The sequence below is a fragment of the Rhodococcus coprophilus NBRC 100603 genome (assembly GCF_001895045.1).
In the GTDB taxonomy this organism is placed as follows: Bacteria; Actinomycetota; Actinomycetes; order Mycobacteriales; family Mycobacteriaceae; genus Rhodococcus; species Rhodococcus coprophilus.
Genome location: NZ_BDAM01000003.1, coordinates 159,114 through 174,789 on the forward strand (window position 1 = coordinate 159,114; position 15,676 = coordinate 174,789).

Annotated in this window: 10 protein-coding genes; 2 read left to right on the top strand and 8 right to left on the bottom strand. The window is 63.0% G+C overall.

Features of this window, described 5'->3' with window-relative positions:
- Positions 1 to 13 precede the first annotated feature (13 nt).
- The 6 genes from RDCOP1_RS06605 to RDCOP1_RS06630 form a co-directional block, all read right to left on the bottom strand.
- The gene (locus RDCOP1_RS06605; RefSeq protein WP_072699315.1) at positions 14 to 1,024 is read right to left on the bottom strand and encodes a 3-isopropylmalate dehydrogenase; all 1,011 of its coding nucleotides are present in this window, start codon (positions 1,022 to 1,024) and stop codon (positions 14 to 16) included.
- Between the two features lie 107 nt (positions 1,025 to 1,131).
- Positions 1,132 to 2,724 (bottom strand): phosphoglycerate dehydrogenase, encoded by a 1,593-nt coding sequence (gene serA / locus RDCOP1_RS06610; RefSeq protein WP_072699316.1) that lies wholly within the window; start codon positions 2,722 to 2,724, stop codon positions 1,132 to 1,134.
- A gap of 210 nt (positions 2,725 to 2,934) precedes the next feature.
- Complete coding sequence (locus RDCOP1_RS06615) at positions 2,935 to 4,749, bottom strand: SulP family inorganic anion transporter (RefSeq protein ID WP_072699317.1); 1,815 nt, start codon at positions 4,747 to 4,749, stop codon at positions 2,935 to 2,937.
- A 131-nt stretch (positions 4,750 to 4,880) separates the two neighbouring features.
- Positions 4,881 to 5,894 carry a ketol-acid reductoisomerase gene (ilvC, locus tag RDCOP1_RS06620; protein ID WP_072699318.1) on the bottom strand — a complete coding sequence of 338 codons (1,014 nt, stop codon included), beginning with the start codon at positions 5,892 to 5,894 and terminating at the stop codon, positions 4,881 to 4,883.
- Between the two features lie 36 nt (positions 5,895 to 5,930).
- A complete protein-coding gene (gene ilvN / locus RDCOP1_RS06625; protein WP_072699319.1) occupies positions 5,931 to 6,434 on the bottom strand; it encodes an acetolactate synthase small subunit in 504 nt (167 codons plus the stop codon).
- Complete coding sequence (locus RDCOP1_RS06630; protein ID WP_072699320.1) at positions 6,431 to 8,371, bottom strand: acetolactate synthase large subunit; 1,941 nt, start codon at positions 8,369 to 8,371, stop codon at positions 6,431 to 6,433. Before RDCOP1_RS06630 ends, ilvN begins: the two co-directional genes overlap by 4 nt.
- A gap of 263 nt (positions 8,372 to 8,634) precedes the next feature.
- Between RDCOP1_RS06630 and RDCOP1_RS06635 the strand changes: the two genes are divergently transcribed.
- Together RDCOP1_RS06635 and ilvD are read left to right on the top strand one after the other, a co-directional pair.
- Positions 8,635 to 9,159 (top strand): PH domain-containing protein, encoded by a 525-nt coding sequence (locus RDCOP1_RS06635; protein WP_072699321.1) that lies wholly within the window; start codon positions 8,635 to 8,637, stop codon positions 9,157 to 9,159.
- A gap of 101 nt (positions 9,160 to 9,260) precedes the next feature.
- Positions 9,261 to 11,102, top strand: coding sequence for a dihydroxy-acid dehydratase (gene ilvD / locus RDCOP1_RS06640; RefSeq protein ID WP_072699322.1), 1,842 nt, complete (start codon positions 9,261 to 9,263; stop codon positions 11,100 to 11,102).
- Between the two features lie 997 nt (positions 11,103 to 12,099).
- On the opposite strand, the gene RDCOP1_RS21275 is transcribed toward ilvD, so the two are convergent.
- Entirely contained in the window at positions 12,100 to 14,472 is a 2,373-nt protein-coding gene (locus RDCOP1_RS21275) for a P-loop ATPase, Sll1717 family (protein ID WP_143152183.1), read from the bottom strand.
- A 189-nt stretch (positions 14,473 to 14,661) separates the two neighbouring features.
- Positions 14,662 to 15,564: a DUF4231 domain-containing protein gene (locus tag RDCOP1_RS06650; protein ID WP_072699646.1), complete on the bottom strand. Its 903-nt coding sequence runs from the start codon at positions 15,562 to 15,564 to the stop codon at positions 14,662 to 14,664.
- Positions 15,565 to 15,676: the final 112 nt, after the last annotated feature.

Here is a 15,676-nt window from a genome sequence, read left to right on the forward strand (position 1 = left end):
AACCCGCACGGGGTCAGAGTGCCGCTGCGATGCGGTCGCCGACCTCAGCTGTGACGATCGGGCCCGACCCACGCGACGCGAGGTCGGCTTCCACCGCGCGTTCCACCCGGGAGGCTTCCTCGTCGCGTCCGAGATGACGGAGCAGCAGCGCAGTCGACAGGATTGCCGCCGTCGGGTCTGCGATGCCCTTGCCCGCGATGTCGGGGGCCGACCCGTGCACCGGCTCGAACATCGACGGGTTCGTGCCCGACGCGTCGATGTTGCCGCTCGCCGCCAGGCCGATGCCACCGGTGACCGCACCTGCGAGATCGGTGATGATGTCGCCGAAGAGATTGTCGGTGACGATCACGTCGAATCGGGACGGATCGTCGACCATGTAGATCGTCGCCGCATCGATGTGGCAGTAAGCGGTTTCGACGTCAGGGTACTCACGGCCCACGGTCTCGATCGCACGCGTCCAGATCGCACCGGCATTCGACAGCACGTTGGTCTTGTGGATGAGCGTGAGGTGCTTGCGACGGGTCTGAGCCAACGCGAACGCGTACCGCACGACCCGCTCCGCACCGAACCACGTGTTGATCGACACCTCGGTGGCGATCTCGTGCGGCGTGCCGACCCGGATCGCGCCACCGTTGCCCGTGTACGGGCCTTCGGTGCCTTCACGGACCACGACGAAGTCGATGTCCGGGTTCTTGGCGAGCGGCGACGCCGAGCCCGGGTACAGACGCGACGGACGCAGATTCACATGATGATCGAGAGCGAACCGCATGTTGAGCAGCAGTCCGCGCTCGAGCACTCCGGGCGTGACCGACGGGTCTCCGATGGCACCGAGCAGGATCGCGTCGTGCTCGCGGATCGCCGCGAGATCGGCTTCCGGCAACAGCTCACCGGTCGCGTTGTATCGCTTTGCGCCGAGGTCGTACTCGGTGGTCTCGAGGTCCGGGACCAGCTTGCGCAAGACCTTCAGCGCCTCGGCCGTGACCTCGACACCGATTCCGTCACCGGGGATGACTGCAAGTTTCATGGCTAGTGCTCACTTCCTGTGCGACGGTGGCCGCGACCGTGCAGAGACGGTCGCGGCCACCGGACGATGCTGGGTTCGAGTGCGCCCGTGGGCGTCCCCGGAAACGATCAGGACAGGTCGACCTGCGCGACGCGCGCGTCGAGCTGCTCGACGATCTGCGCCACCTCGGCGTCGCCCACCACGCGGTCGACACGCAGGATGACCGTCGCACCCGGGCCCTCGGCGTCCTGGCTCAGTGCTGCTGCCTGGATGTCGACACCGGCGTTGCCGAGGACGGTGCCGAGGGTTCCGAGAACACCCGGGCGATCCTGGTAGTGCACGATGAAGTTGTGGCCTTCGGCACGCAGGTCGAAGCTGCGTCCGTTGATGTTCACGATCTTCTCCACCTGCTGCAGACCGGTGAGAGCACCCGCGACCTGCGTGACGTGACCGTCGGCAGCCACGGCGCGCACCTCGACGGAACTGCGGTGGGTCTGGGCTTCGCTGACCTTGTCGACCTCGACGGTCACGCCGCGCTGCTCGGCGAGCTGCGGTGCGTTGACGAACGTGACCGGCTCGTCGCTGCTGGCGGAGAACAGACCGCGCAGGGCGGCGAGGCCGAGGATCTCGACGTTCTCGGCGGAGAGTTCGCCGCTTGCGACGACCTGCACGTTCTGAACCGCCTCGGGTGAGAGGGTTCCGGCGAGCAGGCCGAGCTTGCGAACGAGCTCGAGCCACGGCGCGACCTCTTCGCCGACGGGGCCGCCGGAGACGTTGACGGCGTCCGGCACGAACTCGCCGGCGAGCGCAAGCAGCACGCTCTTGGCGACGTCGGTGCCCGCACGATCCTGGGCCTCGGAGGTGGAAGCGCCGAGGTGCGGGGTGACGACCACGTTGTCGAGGTCGAACAGCGGCGAATCGGTGCACGGCTCGGTGTTGAAGACATCGAGTCCGGCGGCGCGGACCTTGCCGGACACGAGAGCGTCGTACAGCGCGGTCTCGTCGATGAGGCCACCGCGGGCAGCGTTGACGATGATCACGCCGTCCTTGGTCTTCGCGAGCCGCTCCGCGTTGAGCAGACCTGCGGTCTCCTTGGTCTTGGGCAGGTGCACGGAGATGAAGTCGGCGCGTGCGACCAGTTCGTCGATGTCGACGAGCTCGATGCCCAGCTGTGCGGCACGTGCCGCAGGCAGGTAGGGGTCGTAGGCGATGATGTCGGCCTCGAATGCCGCGAGACGCTGGGCGAACAGCTGACCGATCCGGCCGAGGCCGACGACGCCGACGGTCTTGCCGAGGATCTCGGTTCCGTTGAAGCTCGAACGCTTCCAGGTCTTCTCACGCAGCGTGCGGTCGGCAGCCGGGATCTGGCGCGCGGTGGAGAGCAGCAGCGCCACAGCGTGCTCGGCGGCGGAGTGGATGTTCGACGTCGGGGCGTTGACGACCATCACGCCGCGCTCGGTGGCAGCCGCGATGTCGACATTGTCGAGGCCCACGCCCGCGCGGCCGACGATCTTCAGATTGGTGGCTGCGGCGAGGACCTCGGCGTCGACGGTCGTCGCGGAGCGGACCAGCAGCGCGTGTGCGTCGGGCACGGCAGCGAGCAGCGCCGGGCGGTCCGGGCCGTCCACCCAGCGCACCTCGACACCGTCACCGAGCGCATCGACGGTCGACTGCGCAAGCTTGTCGGCGATCAGGACTACTGGACGGCCATTCTGGCTCACGTGTGGACTCCCTGTGTCGTGAATGTGTGGGTGGTCGACGGCGCCGACGCCTGTCGGAAGGCGCGTTCACCCGCGACCGCTCACAGTTTAGTGCCCCGGCCCCCGGCACGGACCCACCGGGATCGCCACCGGGGAAAATCGGGCCGGGGTGGCGTCCCGCACGCGATCACGGGCCCGACCGGTATCCGGCCGAAAGACGTCGCGGGTGCCTCAGCGCCGACGCCGCAAATGCCTGGCACCCGGTACCGGGCGCGGCCTCCGCCGTGCACTCCGTCCGGCGGTTCCGGTCGGCGAAATGTCCGGACGCGCACGAATTGTCCGCTGCGTGATACCGGTGTCGTGCCGGTGCCGGAAGGCGATCACGGCGGCACGAGGCGTGGGATAGAACCGTTCCCGGTGGAAACGGTTCGCCGATTGCATGCGCAGGAGCTTGTCCCTCTCCTGGCCCTCCAATGCCGCAAAAACGAAACGAATTCCGTTGTGGGACAGATATTCGTCCAGCCGCTCGATTTCTTCGACCGATGTCGTGTCGAGGTCGGTGATCGGCTGGGCCACGAGGATCACCCACTCCACCCGATCGGATCGCTCCTGTACGAGTGCGCGCACATACCCCGTGAGAATCGAGCCGTTCGCGAAGAACAGCGGTGCGTCGAACCGTGCCAATAGGAGACCTCTGATCCGGTGGCCTTCGGGATGGCGAGCGCTGTCGTGATATCCGGCGATTCCGGGGACTTCGACGAGTTCGGCACGGTGAGGCCGCCAGGCCTGGATCATCAACGCCATCAGCGACAGCGCGATCGCGATCAGTACGCCTCGCAGCACCCCCGCGAGGATGACGGCGACGGATGCCGCTATACACAAACCGAATTCGATCTTGGCCACCTGCCACAGATGCCCGACCTTGGCGAATTTGAACTGCGCGCTCGCAGCGACGATGACGACGGCGCTGAGCGCAGAGCGCGGAAGGTCGCCCGTCGCGCCGGGTGCGAGCAGGAGGAAGGCAAGGACCGTCAGTGCTCCCACCACTCCGGCGAGTTGTGTGTGCGCGCCCGCGCGTTGGACGACAGGCGTGCGGCTTCCGCTACCGCACACCGGGAACCCGCCTGTGACACCGGCCGCGAGGTTCGCGACGCCGAGCGCCCGCATCTCGGAGCTTCCGTTCACGTCCTCACCGCGCTCAGACGAGAAAGCGCGGGACACGACAGCGGTGTCGGCGAAACCGATGATGGCGATCGCGACCGCGGGGCCGAGCAGAGTCGCGACGTCGCTCCACGCGAGCCCGCCGAGGGCCGGGCCCGGGAGCCCCGACGGGAGCGCGCCCACTGTCTCGAGCTTGTCGCCCAGCCCGAAAGCGGCTGTCACCCCGGTGGCCACGACAACCCCGACGAGGATGCCCGGAACTCGTGGCCACAGCACCTGTATCACCACGATCAGGATCAGGGTCGCGCCGCCGAGGAGGAAGGCGAGCGATCCGAGCGCACCCCCGCGCACCGCGTCCGCAGCATTCCGGAGGTTCGTGAAGAGGTCGGCCGGCCGGGTATTCGCTCCGAGTAGGTGCGGGACCTCGCTCGCGATCACGATCAGAGCGATAGCATTGAGAAATCCGACCCTGATGGGGTTGGACAGCAGTTCTGTGATGAATCCGAGGCGCAGAATCCCGCTGAACAACAGCAGAATTCCGACTATGAGGGCGAGCAGACCGGCTAGCGCCACGGCGCGGGCGGGATCTCCTGCCGCGGCGAGGGGAACGACCGCCGCAGCGATCAGCGGTGCCAGGGCGGAAGACGGAACGACCACGAGGATGCGCGACGGACCGACGAGCGCGTACACCAGCATCGGCACGATCGTGGCGTACATGCCCATGTGGGCAGGCAGTCCCGCCGCTGCCGCGTATCCCATGCCGGTGGGCACCAGTAGTGCGCTGACCACCAAACCGGCAGTGACGTCGGTCCGCAGCCATCCGCGCTGGTATCTGCGTGCCGTGGCGATGCCGGGAATCCGGCTGACGGCGGCCGAGAGCGACATTGGGCAAGTATGAGCCGTCGACCCGGCCCCCGTCGGCAGATTGCCTGCGGTCGTTCCGGCGTCCCCACGCCCGAACGACGGCAGCCCGGCACCTCGAGAAGGTACCGGGCTGCCGCAGCAGGATGGAGATACTATGCGGTCTCGGTGATCGGACGATCGACCCAGCTCATCAGGTCGCGCAGCTGCTTGCCGACGACCTCGATGCCGTGCTCCGCGTTCTCCTTGCGGAGACCCTCGAGCTCCTTGTTGCCGTTCTCGACGTTGGCGACGAGACGCTTGACGAAGGTGCCGTCCTGGATGTCCTTGAGGATGTCCTTCATACGCTCCTTGGTGCCGGCGTCGATGACGCGCGGGCCGGAGAGGTAGCCACCGAACTCAGCGGTGTCGGACACCGAGTAGTTCATGCGGGCGATGCCGCCCTCGTACATGAGGTCGACGATGAGCTTGAGCTCGTGCAGGCACTCGAAGTACGCCATCTCCGGCGCGTAGCCCGCCTCGACGAGAACGTCGAAGCCGGTCTTGACGAGTTCCTCGGTGCCACCGCACAGCACGGCCTGCTCACCGAACAGGTCGGTCTCGGTCTCTTCCTTGAAGTCCGTCTTGATGACGCCGGCGCGGGTGCCGCCGATACCCTTCGCGTAGGACAGAGCCAGAGCCTGGCCCTCGCCCTTCGGGTCCTGGTGGACGGCGATGAGAGCCGGCACACCCTTGCCGTCGACGAACTGGCGACGCACCAGATGCCCGGGGCCCTTGGGGGCGACCATGGCGACCGTGACGTTGGCCGGGGGCTTGATCAGGCCGAAGTGGATGTTCAGGCCGTGACCGAAGAACAGCGCGTTGCCGTCCTGGAGGTTCGGCTCGATGTCGTTGGTGAAGATCGACGCCTGCGCGGTGTCGGGAGCGAGCAGCATGATGACGTCGGCCCATGCGGAAACCTCGGCCGGCGTGCCGACGGTGAGGCCGGCTTCTTCTGCCTTGGCCCGCGACTTCGAACCTTCCTTCAGTCCGATGCGCACGTCGACGCCGGAATCACGCAGGCTCAGCGAGTGTGCGTGCCCCTGGCTGCCGTAACCGATCACAGCGACCTTGCGGCCCTGGATGATCGACAGATCGGCATTGTCGTCGTAGAAAAGCTCGACTGCCACAGTTCCTACCTCTTTCAGCAAATGGGTGTGTTCAGGCTAACGGGTAGCCGTGATGGACTTGGGACCGCGTCCGACGGCAACGACGCCGGACTGAACGATTTCCCGGATCCCGTACGGCTCGAGCATGCGGAGAAGCGCATCCAGCTTGGAGCGGGTGCCGGTGGCCTCGATCGTGAGCGACTCGGGCGACACGTCGATCACCTTGGCGCGGAAGAGATTCACGGTTTCGATGACCTGGGTGCGAACGCTCGCGTCCGCGCGCACCTTGATCAGCAGAAGTTCGCGGGCGACGGATGCCTCGCCCTCCTGCTCGACGATCTTGATGACGTTGACGAGCTTGTTGAGCTGCTTGGTGACCTGCTCGAGAGGAAACGCGTCCACGGTGACGACGATGGTCATACGTGAGATCTCGGGGATCTCGGTACCACCGACCGCGAGCGATTCGATGTTGAAGCCGCGCCGCGAAAACAGCGATGCGACTCGGGCCAGCACGCCCGGCTTGTCCTCGACGAGGACACTGAGGGTGTGGCTCGTGCTCACTTGGCTTCCTCCTCGGCTGCAGCCTGGTGGCCGCGTGCATGATCACGTTCGATTACCGCGTCGACGACCGTGGCGTCGTCCTCCGCGGTGTCCTCGTCGAACAAGGGACGGATGTCCCGGGCAGCCATGATCTCGTCGTTGCCGGTGCCGGCAGCGACCATCGGCCAGACCTGCGCGTCCTTGCCGACGATGAAGTCGATGACGACCGGGCGATCGTTGATCTCCTGGGCCCGCCGGATCGCCGGTTCGACGTCTTCTTCACGTTCGACACGGATGCCGACGCAGCCGAGTGCCTCTGCGAGCTTGACGAAGTCCGGGATACGCAGCGAGTGCGTGGACAGATCGGTGTTCGAGTACCGCTCCTCGTAGAAGAGCGTCTGCCACTGGCGGACCATGCCGAGGTTGCCGTTGTTGATCAGCGCGACCTTGATCGGAACACCCTCGACGGCGCACGTCGCGAGTTCCTGGTTGGTCATCTGGAAGCAGCCGTCGCCGTCGATGGCCCACACCTCGGTGTCCGGGCAGCCCATCTTGGCGCCCATCGCCGCGGGCACCGCGTAGCCCATGGTGCCGAGCCCACCGGAGTTGAGCCACGTGCGCGGCTTCTCGTAATCGATGAACTGAGCAGCCCACATCTGGTGCTGGCCCACGCCGGCGCAGTAGATCGCGTCGGGACCGGCGAGCTTGCCGACGGCCTGGATCACGAACTGCGGCGACAGGCTGTCGTCGGACGGGCGGTCGTAGCTCAGCGGGTAGGTACGACGGATGTCGTCGAGGTACGCCCACCAGGCGGTGTAGTCGAGCGTGGTGTTCGTCGCGAGATGAGCGCGGATCGCCTCGATGAGCTCGACGAGAACCTCTTTGCAGTCGCCGACGATCGGGACGTCCGCGTGCCGGTTCTTGCCGATCTCGGCGGGGTCGATGTCGGCGTGGATCACCTTGGCGTCGGGCGCGAAGGAGTCGAGCTGACCGGTGACGCGGTCGTCGAAGCGGGCGCCGAGAGTGATGAGGAGATCACTCTTCTGCAGCGCCGCCACGGCCGCGACATTGCCGTGCATGCCCGGCATTCCGCAATGGAGCGTGTGGGTGTCGGGGAACGCGCCGCGCGCCATCAGCGTGGTGACCACCGGGATGCCGGTCAGTTCGGCGAGCTCGAGCAGCTCTGCCGAGGCCTCGGCCTTGATGACACCGCCGCCGACGTAGAGCACCGGCTTACGCGCATCGGCGATCAGTCGTGCCGCCTCGCGGACCTGCTTGCCGTGCGGCTTGGTGACGGGCCGATATCCGGGCAGGTGCATTTCCGGCGGCCAGCTGAAGGTCGTCTGGGCCTGAAGGATGTCCTTGGGGATGTCGACGAGGACCGCGCCGGGCCGGCCCGACGACGCGAGATAGAAGGCCTCCGCGAGCACGCGAGGGATGTCGGCACCGTCGGTGACCAGGAAGTTGTGCTTGGTGACGGGCATCGTGATGCCCGAGATGTCGGCTTCCTGGAAGGCATCGGTGCCGATGAGCGGACGGCCGACCTGGCCCGTGATCGCCACGAGTGGAACCGAGTCCATCTGGGCGTCCGCAAGCGGTGTGACGAGGTTGGTCGCGCCGGGCCCGGAGGTCGCCATGCACACCCCGACCTTGCCGGTGGCCTGGGCATATCCGGTGGCGGCATGGCCTGCGCCCTGCTCGTGCCGGACGAGGACGTGCCGCACACGCTTCGAATCGTAGATGGGGTCGTATACGGGCAGGATCGCGCCGCCGGGAATGCCGAAGACCGTGTCCACCTCGAGTTCCTCGAGCGCTCGGACCACCGACTGGGCGCCGGTGACGCGCTCGGGCGCGACCGGGCGCCGGGTGGCGGGGGTCGCCGCGGCGGCGGCGGACGCAGGGGTGCTGCCCCCCGGCTTCCGCGGCGAGGGTTGAGGCCGTGCGGTTGGTGCGCTCACTGCAATTCCTCTGATTCTGGCTCCGGGCAACAAAAAACCCTCGTCAGCGTTGTGCTGTACGAGGGTGGCGCGTCGTGGGCGAGTTGCAGAATGCGGCTCAGGCGACGACGCGCCGGCCGATTACGAGCAACCCATTCTGATTCACGCGCTTGACGGTAGGCGCATGGTGTGGAGACAGTCAACTTGGTGTGGTTACTGTCCCAGAATGTGAGATGCCTCGGCTGCAGTGACAAGATGGTGAGGTGTCATCTTCACAGCAGCCCGTGCCACCTCCTCCATCATCCCACACGCCCGATTCGACGACGCAGGTCATCCAGATTTCGCGCCTGTCCTTCCTCGCGTGCGGTCTTCTGTTCCTGGCGCTGGCCTCCCCCGCCCTCGCGTGGCCCGAAGCCTTCGCGTGGACCCTGGTGATCCCGTTTCTCGTCGCCGCGTGGGTCGTCCGCGTGCGCACCGTCGTAGGCCCCGACGGAGTGGTCGCCCGCTCGACGTTCTCCACCACGACGATCCCGTGGGAGTCCCTGAAGGGAATTCGCTTCCCCAAGCGCGGCTGGGCTCGCGCGACACTCACCGACGACTCCGAGGTCGCGTTGCCCGTCGTCACCTTCGGACGCCTGCCGCAACTGGCACAGGCCAGCGGAGGACGCATCACCGATCCGTACGCTGCCGCCCGCGAAGCGGAAGCCGCGCGAGAATCCTCCGCCGGTGACTCTCCCGACGACGCCGAGCCGACCACCGATGCACGCGACGACGTGACGGAAACAGACTCGGATACCGAGAGCAAATAGCACACGAGTAAATTCGACTCTGCCGCCACCCGGATCACGCCCCAGCCCGGCGACCGGATGCGGCCCGCCGCTTGCGCACACCCCCGTCAAGGAAGTCAGCCATGCCCCCGTTGAGGTCACGCACCACCACCGTCGGACGTAATGCAGCCGGCGCGCGCTCACTGTGGCGCGCCACCGGAATGACCGATTCCGACTTCGGTAAGCCGATCGTTGCGATCGCGAACTCGTACACGCAATTCGTGCCCGGCCACGTCCACCTCAAAGACGTCGGCGAGATCGTCGCCGAAGCGGTCAAGGCCGCCGGTGGCGTGGCACGTGAATTCCACACCATCGCCGTCGACGACGGGATCGCGATGGGCCACGGCGGGATGCTGTACTCGTTGCCGAGCCGCGAAATCATCGCGGACTCGGTGGAATACATGGTCAACGCTCACACTGCCGACGCGCTGGTGTGCATTTCGAACTGCGACAAGATCACGCCGGGCATGCTCAACGCCGCGATGCGCCTGAACATCCCGACCGTGTTCGTCTCCGGTGGACCGATGGAAGCCGGGAAGGCAGTCGTCGTCGACGGAGTCGCGCAAGCACCCACCGACCTCATCACCGCGATCTCCGCGTCGGCCAACGACTCCGTGAGCGAAGAAGGACTCGACGAGGTCGAGCGCAGCGCGTGCCCGACGTGCGGGTCGTGCTCGGGCATGTTCACCGCCAACTCGATGAACTGCCTCACAGAAGCACTGGGCCTGGCACTTCCGGGCAACGGTTCGACGCTGGCGACGCACGCCGCGCGGCGCGCACTGTTCGAACGGGCCGGCACCACCGTCGTCGAGGCGGCGCTGCGTTACTACCGTGACGGCGACGAGTCCGTGCTTCCGCGCAACATCGCCACCCCCGCGGCGTTCCGCAACGCGATGGCGCTGGACGTCGCGATGGGCGGATCGACCAACACGGTGCTGCACACGCTCGCGGCTGCGCAGGAAGGCGAGGTCGACTTCGACCTCGAGACGATCGACGCGATCAGCCGCAAGGTCCCGTGCCTGTCGAAGGTCTCCCCGAACTCCGATTACCACATGGAGGACGTGCACCGCGCCGGCGGCATCCCCGCGCTGCTCGGCGAACTGCGCCGCGGCGGACTGCTCGAGACCGACGTGTCGACGGTCCACACGAAGAGCTTCGACGAGTGGCTCGACACCTGGGACATCCGGTCCGGGAAGGCCTCCGACGAAGCGATCGAGCTGTTCCACGCAGCGCCCGGCGGAGTGCGCACCACGGAACCATTCTCGACGGACAACCGGTGGTCCTCGCTCGACACCGACGCGGCAGGCGGCTGCATCCGCGACGTCGAACATGCGTACACCGTCGAAGGAGGGCTGGTCGTGCTGCGCGGCAACGTCGCGCTCGACGGTGCGATCCTCAAGACCGCCGGCATCGACGAGGAACTGTTCTCCTTCCAGGGGCCGGCGCTTGTGGTCGAGTCGCAGGAAGAGGCGGTCTCGGCGATCCTGCAGAAGCGCATCAAGCCCGGCGATGTCATGGTCGTCCGCTACGAAGGTCCCAAGGGCGGGCCCGGCATGCAGGAGATGCTGCACCCCACCGCCTTCCTGAAGGGCGCCGGACTCGGCAAAGTGTGCGCGCTGATCACCGACGGCCGGTTCTCCGGTGGTACCTCGGGCCTGTCGATCGGGCACATCTCCCCCGAAGCTGCCGCCGGTGGCACGATCGGGCTCGTCGAGACCGGCGACCAGATCCGCATCGACGTCGCTACCCGCACCCTCGAGGTGCTGGTGTCCGACGAGGAACTGGCCACCCGTCGCGCCAAGATGGAAGCGTCGGAGAAGCCGTGGCAGCCGGTCGATCGTCAGCGCACCGTCACCACCGCGCTGCGCGCATACGCAGCGCTGGCAACGTCGGCGGATAAGGGTGCGGTGCGGTACGTGCCGTGATCACAGGCTTTTGTACAAGACGACGGCGGGGGCCGCACACGGGTGTGCGGCTCCGGCCGGCGTTGCGAGCCGACTACAAAGCGTACGAGCAGCCTGTAGAGGCTCTTTAAATCCTGTGGTCACATATGGAGATGTACTAACTCCATCAGAGATGGGTCAGACTCAACTCCCATTACGGCGTTCGCGTGCTGGTGTTCAAATTCTTTGAGACGCTTGTGGATGAGTCCCGCTTGTGGAACGTGTCGGCCATAGGTGTCGGCTGTTTCTTAAACCCTAGTAGCGTCATCCCTCGCGAAATGAGAGCGCACCAAGCGCCTCTTCCCAGACCTAGGCGCTCCGTAGGAAGTAGGACAACCTCGCGACTAAACAAGTGGATCCGCCGAATCTGCCGGACCGCGCGGGGTGATGCTGGTATCTCCTTTCCAAAAGCAGCGACGACTTCGTCTGCAAAGGCGCCGAGGGTATTGGAACCGAGCACCCCCATACCGTCGAAGAGGTTCACCGGCTTTGGTCAATGCCTTGATGACACTCCTCAGTGAAAAGAAGTGAGTGCCTAAATGAGCGCTACGCCACCCGGATCTGGCTACCGAAGTCGACGCAAAACATCGTTTCTGGGACGGCGGATTCCAGGTTTAACAGCGATGTAGGCAGGGATCTGGTAGTCGCACGGTCGGGAATGGCAGGTCCTGCGTCGAGGCCCTACCCATCCACTTGTCTACATTCCGATACCAGGGCCTCGAACGAGCTAGCGAGGCGATTAGCGAGCCACACAACAGGCTGCGTCGGATGGCTGGACTTAGCACCCATCGCCTGCGGATGCGACCGCGGCTTCAGTTTGGCATCTCACTCGCTTCACCCACGCGCTCGGTGCACTAAAGAACTGGATGATCCGCCAACGTCCCGAGCACGAGCAACAAACTCAATTTCGGCTCGCTGAAACGGTCATCGGAAACAATCTAAGTTAGGATGCATCCCAGTCACCGGATATTCGAATCAGTTAAGGAAGTCTACCTGACTCCTGTTCGTTTGCGAGGTCGTCATCTCGAATATCTAGGTAGCACCTAAAGGCCGGGTGCACACGGAATCGCACTGGCCGATTCATGCGGGTTGCGAGTCTCTGCGCTGCTTTATACTTCTTCTTAGCTTCGGACTCACCCTCGACGTATACAAAGCTGCTATCGCGCGTCTCGACTCCAAGGAAACTAGTTCGGATAAGCCAGCTTACCAAAGAGTCAAAATCGGAAGCTGAACCTAGTACATCTTGGAGGTCCGACATTGTGACCGTCGAGTCGAGTCCCGCGAACTCGAAGAGCAATTCTTCGAGATTGAATCCTTGCGCTTCAGACTCCACAATCAATGCCTCTACCGCGAACCTTGAGTATTGAAACTCTGCATAGTTGAAATCCTGACGGAGGACGCGATCATGGCGCCTATTAATTGCTGTTGTGAGCGCAGCGTTCCCCAGATAAATAAGATCGCGCGGCCTAGGTAAGGCCCTCCACAAGAGGTAGTCGCGAGTCGGGAGTCCGTGCACCTCAGCGCAAAACACCCGTTCCCACAGGCCCTCTGCTCCTCGAGCGCTCGCGGAATCGCGATTCGCCTCATATCGTTCTTCGAGCACTCGAATCAGTAGTTCTTCGTCGCTCCATTGGATCGTCTGAGGATTGATCTTGTCAGGTTCGCGCGCGTGTGCGGCGATCACATCATAAATATCGGTGCGTATGAACACGGTGAGTGTCACGTGAGCTGGGGGCGATGCTTTGTTTGCTCTCTCGAATTCTGCCTCCAGCTTGCCCTGAGTTACCAACAGCGACAGGATGAATTGCGAAAGCTCGTCGAATGCTACGCCCTTTTCCCAGGTCTTATCCAGATTGTCAATTAGTACGGAGACCCTATCGTAAGCGTGCAGCACCTTCTTAAGCTTAGGAAGAAGGCTGGCCCTCCAAGCGTTCCGGATTCGTGATGTTAGGTCTTGTGACCCAATTTCATGATCGAGCGCGCCTGCGATAACGTCATCTAGTCGGGATGTAAAGTCAGCTTCAAGATCAATTCCATGCCGCGCCAACTCAGCAGCGAGTTCACTTGTGCTTGCATCCGCCCCAAGTCCAGCAGGCAACGACTCCGCGTTGGAAAGGGCTGCGATGGCTATCTCTGTCGTTAATAGGTAACTCCAGAGATTCAAAAGAAAATAATCTCGGTTCTGCCTATTCGTTGCCTGTTCAAGAACCAGCACCAAGCCAGCAAGGTCATATGAGCTGGGCTTAACCGAAACGACGAGATTTCGTCTATCCTTGCGCAGTTCGGCAACTGATTCCTGCATTGTTGCAGTCTTGCCCGTTCCTTTTCGCCCAGTAAAGACGGAGGCACGACCACTTAAGACCGCCTCAAATTCGTTCGTATGCACGAAGTAATCGTTCAGTTCTATCTTTTCGGACTCGGCAACGTACTGACCAAAGGTTCGAATCGGAAGTTCTATATCAAGCTTTAGTCGCCCAAGGCGTTTACGCGATCCCGGAGCCGTTGGCAGTACCTTTAGCCACTCTTCGACGTACTCAGTCAGTTTAACCGTTGACTGGTATACATAAACTAGATCTCGATAGTCTAAGGGGGCCTGATATTCCTCCTCTGCCACCATTAGTAATGGTATTTCAAATCCATGGGCTATGCCACCAACGAATGCCAGTCGCGCATTATATGCTGGCGCTAGTGTCCGAGTAGGCTTCATAAAGTGAAGAATCGCGGCTGAAGAACGGTATATTGATTGAACGTAATAAGCTAATGAACCCAGCCCAAACTCTTCTTGCGAAGCCAAAAAGTTTAGATGAGTTTTCCGGTCGAGCAGTCGTTCCAATCTCTCTGCGGAATTGAACTTGTGCGGCACGCCGGGCGCAAAAATCGCGTTCTCTTCCCGTGGACGACCACCCGATAGGAGCCCCTCAATGAATGGATCTTCGACTTCGAGCGTCCTTTTGCAGACTTCCGCTGCCAGCTTTTGGGAGTTCCCGCTGTAGTCTATCCTCCCCAAGGAATCAACTATTCCTAACGATTGCCACGATTTCAGGGCCTCTTCGTCGGACTCATCGAGGGCCAGGAATAATTTCTTATTGCGCGCGAGCGCATACCCTGCCTCGAAAAGAACGTTCGGATTGCTTGAGCTAACTTCTGCGACGCACGCGTCACACTCATCAATCTTCTTCGTGACAATATCGATTATCACGCGCCCGCTTACCGATAGATCTTCCCAGCCGCAAGCTCTTATGCCTCGCTGCGACGTAGCTGCAACCGCATCGCGCATAGACTCAGCGCGAAGCGCGGGACTCCCTGCGTAAGCGAAAAACGCGGAGGGTTGCTCGTTACCGTGAAGCGTCATCCACCGATGATGCCATGCTGGCCGCGCAGCGAGAAGGGTTAGCTGGCAACTACATACAAAAGAGCCCAGGCGGGATGAACGAGGTGCCTCGGGAATTGCTCTACCGTCTCAGAAAGTATCGGTGCAATGAAGAGGACACGCCAAACTGGTCAACCGCCTTTAGGCGGAATCCCTAGCTCTTGTGGGATGTCAAAGGCTAGAGCGGGTCGCGAGCCAAACGACATGTTCACGGCTGATGGCTTCCTCGGCATCATCAACTTCGCGTGCCCAGGATTCTTCCGTATCCGCAAGGCTTAGCTTCGCTTCAGCGCTTGTCAGGTCGCTGAGCGCCGCTGAGTACGCCCTATAATTGAAGTCGTATTGCTTCGTCTGAGTCCAGGCCAAGACTCCGGTTACCAAAGCTGCTATGGCAGCAGCAATTTGGGTTAGGTCTAGGCTCAGGGCGGCGGCAAGTGAGATTCCTACACCGGAGAGTTCGAGGATGATAAGGACCAAACGCCACCTCTCAGCTTGCCGCTTGTTTAACCGTGCCTTGTCTGAGTACCATTTCTTTTGCTGATCGATCCGGGCCTCTAGATAACTCTGACGACGGTGTTCAAAACTGGATCGACGTAGGACGAGCATCCAATCGGAGATTTCCGGTGCCTGGACTGGGTGCAACTCGAGGTCTAAGAACTTCTCCCGGATCGACTTCATCCGCTTCAGCAACGCTCTCATTGCGTCGACTTCTTCTAGCGGAGCCGGGAATGGGTTCCCTCCCACAGCAAACTTCCATATCAGAGTCTTTGCGGATTCAGCAACGGCCCTTCCGTCATACCAGGATTTGTCAGGTCGGTTTTTCCACGTATCGAGTTCGAGCACGAGTGTGAGGACGAAAGCGAGGACACCGAACAGCGCCGGGACATTAATAGGACCGATCTCTCCCCACTCCACCGTCCAGGAGAAGACTCCCGTAAGGGCAGCACCTCCTAGGAGGAGCAGTCTCGTACGCGTCGTCTGTACGTAACTCCTCTGCCCTTCGAGCGAAGCCTTGTCTGCCGCGCGAAATAGATACGGGTAGTCATTGTCTGGAACGTCGTGAAGTATTGCCATAGCTGGAATCATGCCTTGTCAGGAGATGGTATGCCTCTCGTCCGAGAGCAATCAGTACAGAAATCCACCTCTGTCTATTGATCGGCTCGCTGAGCATCCCGCGCCACGGCAT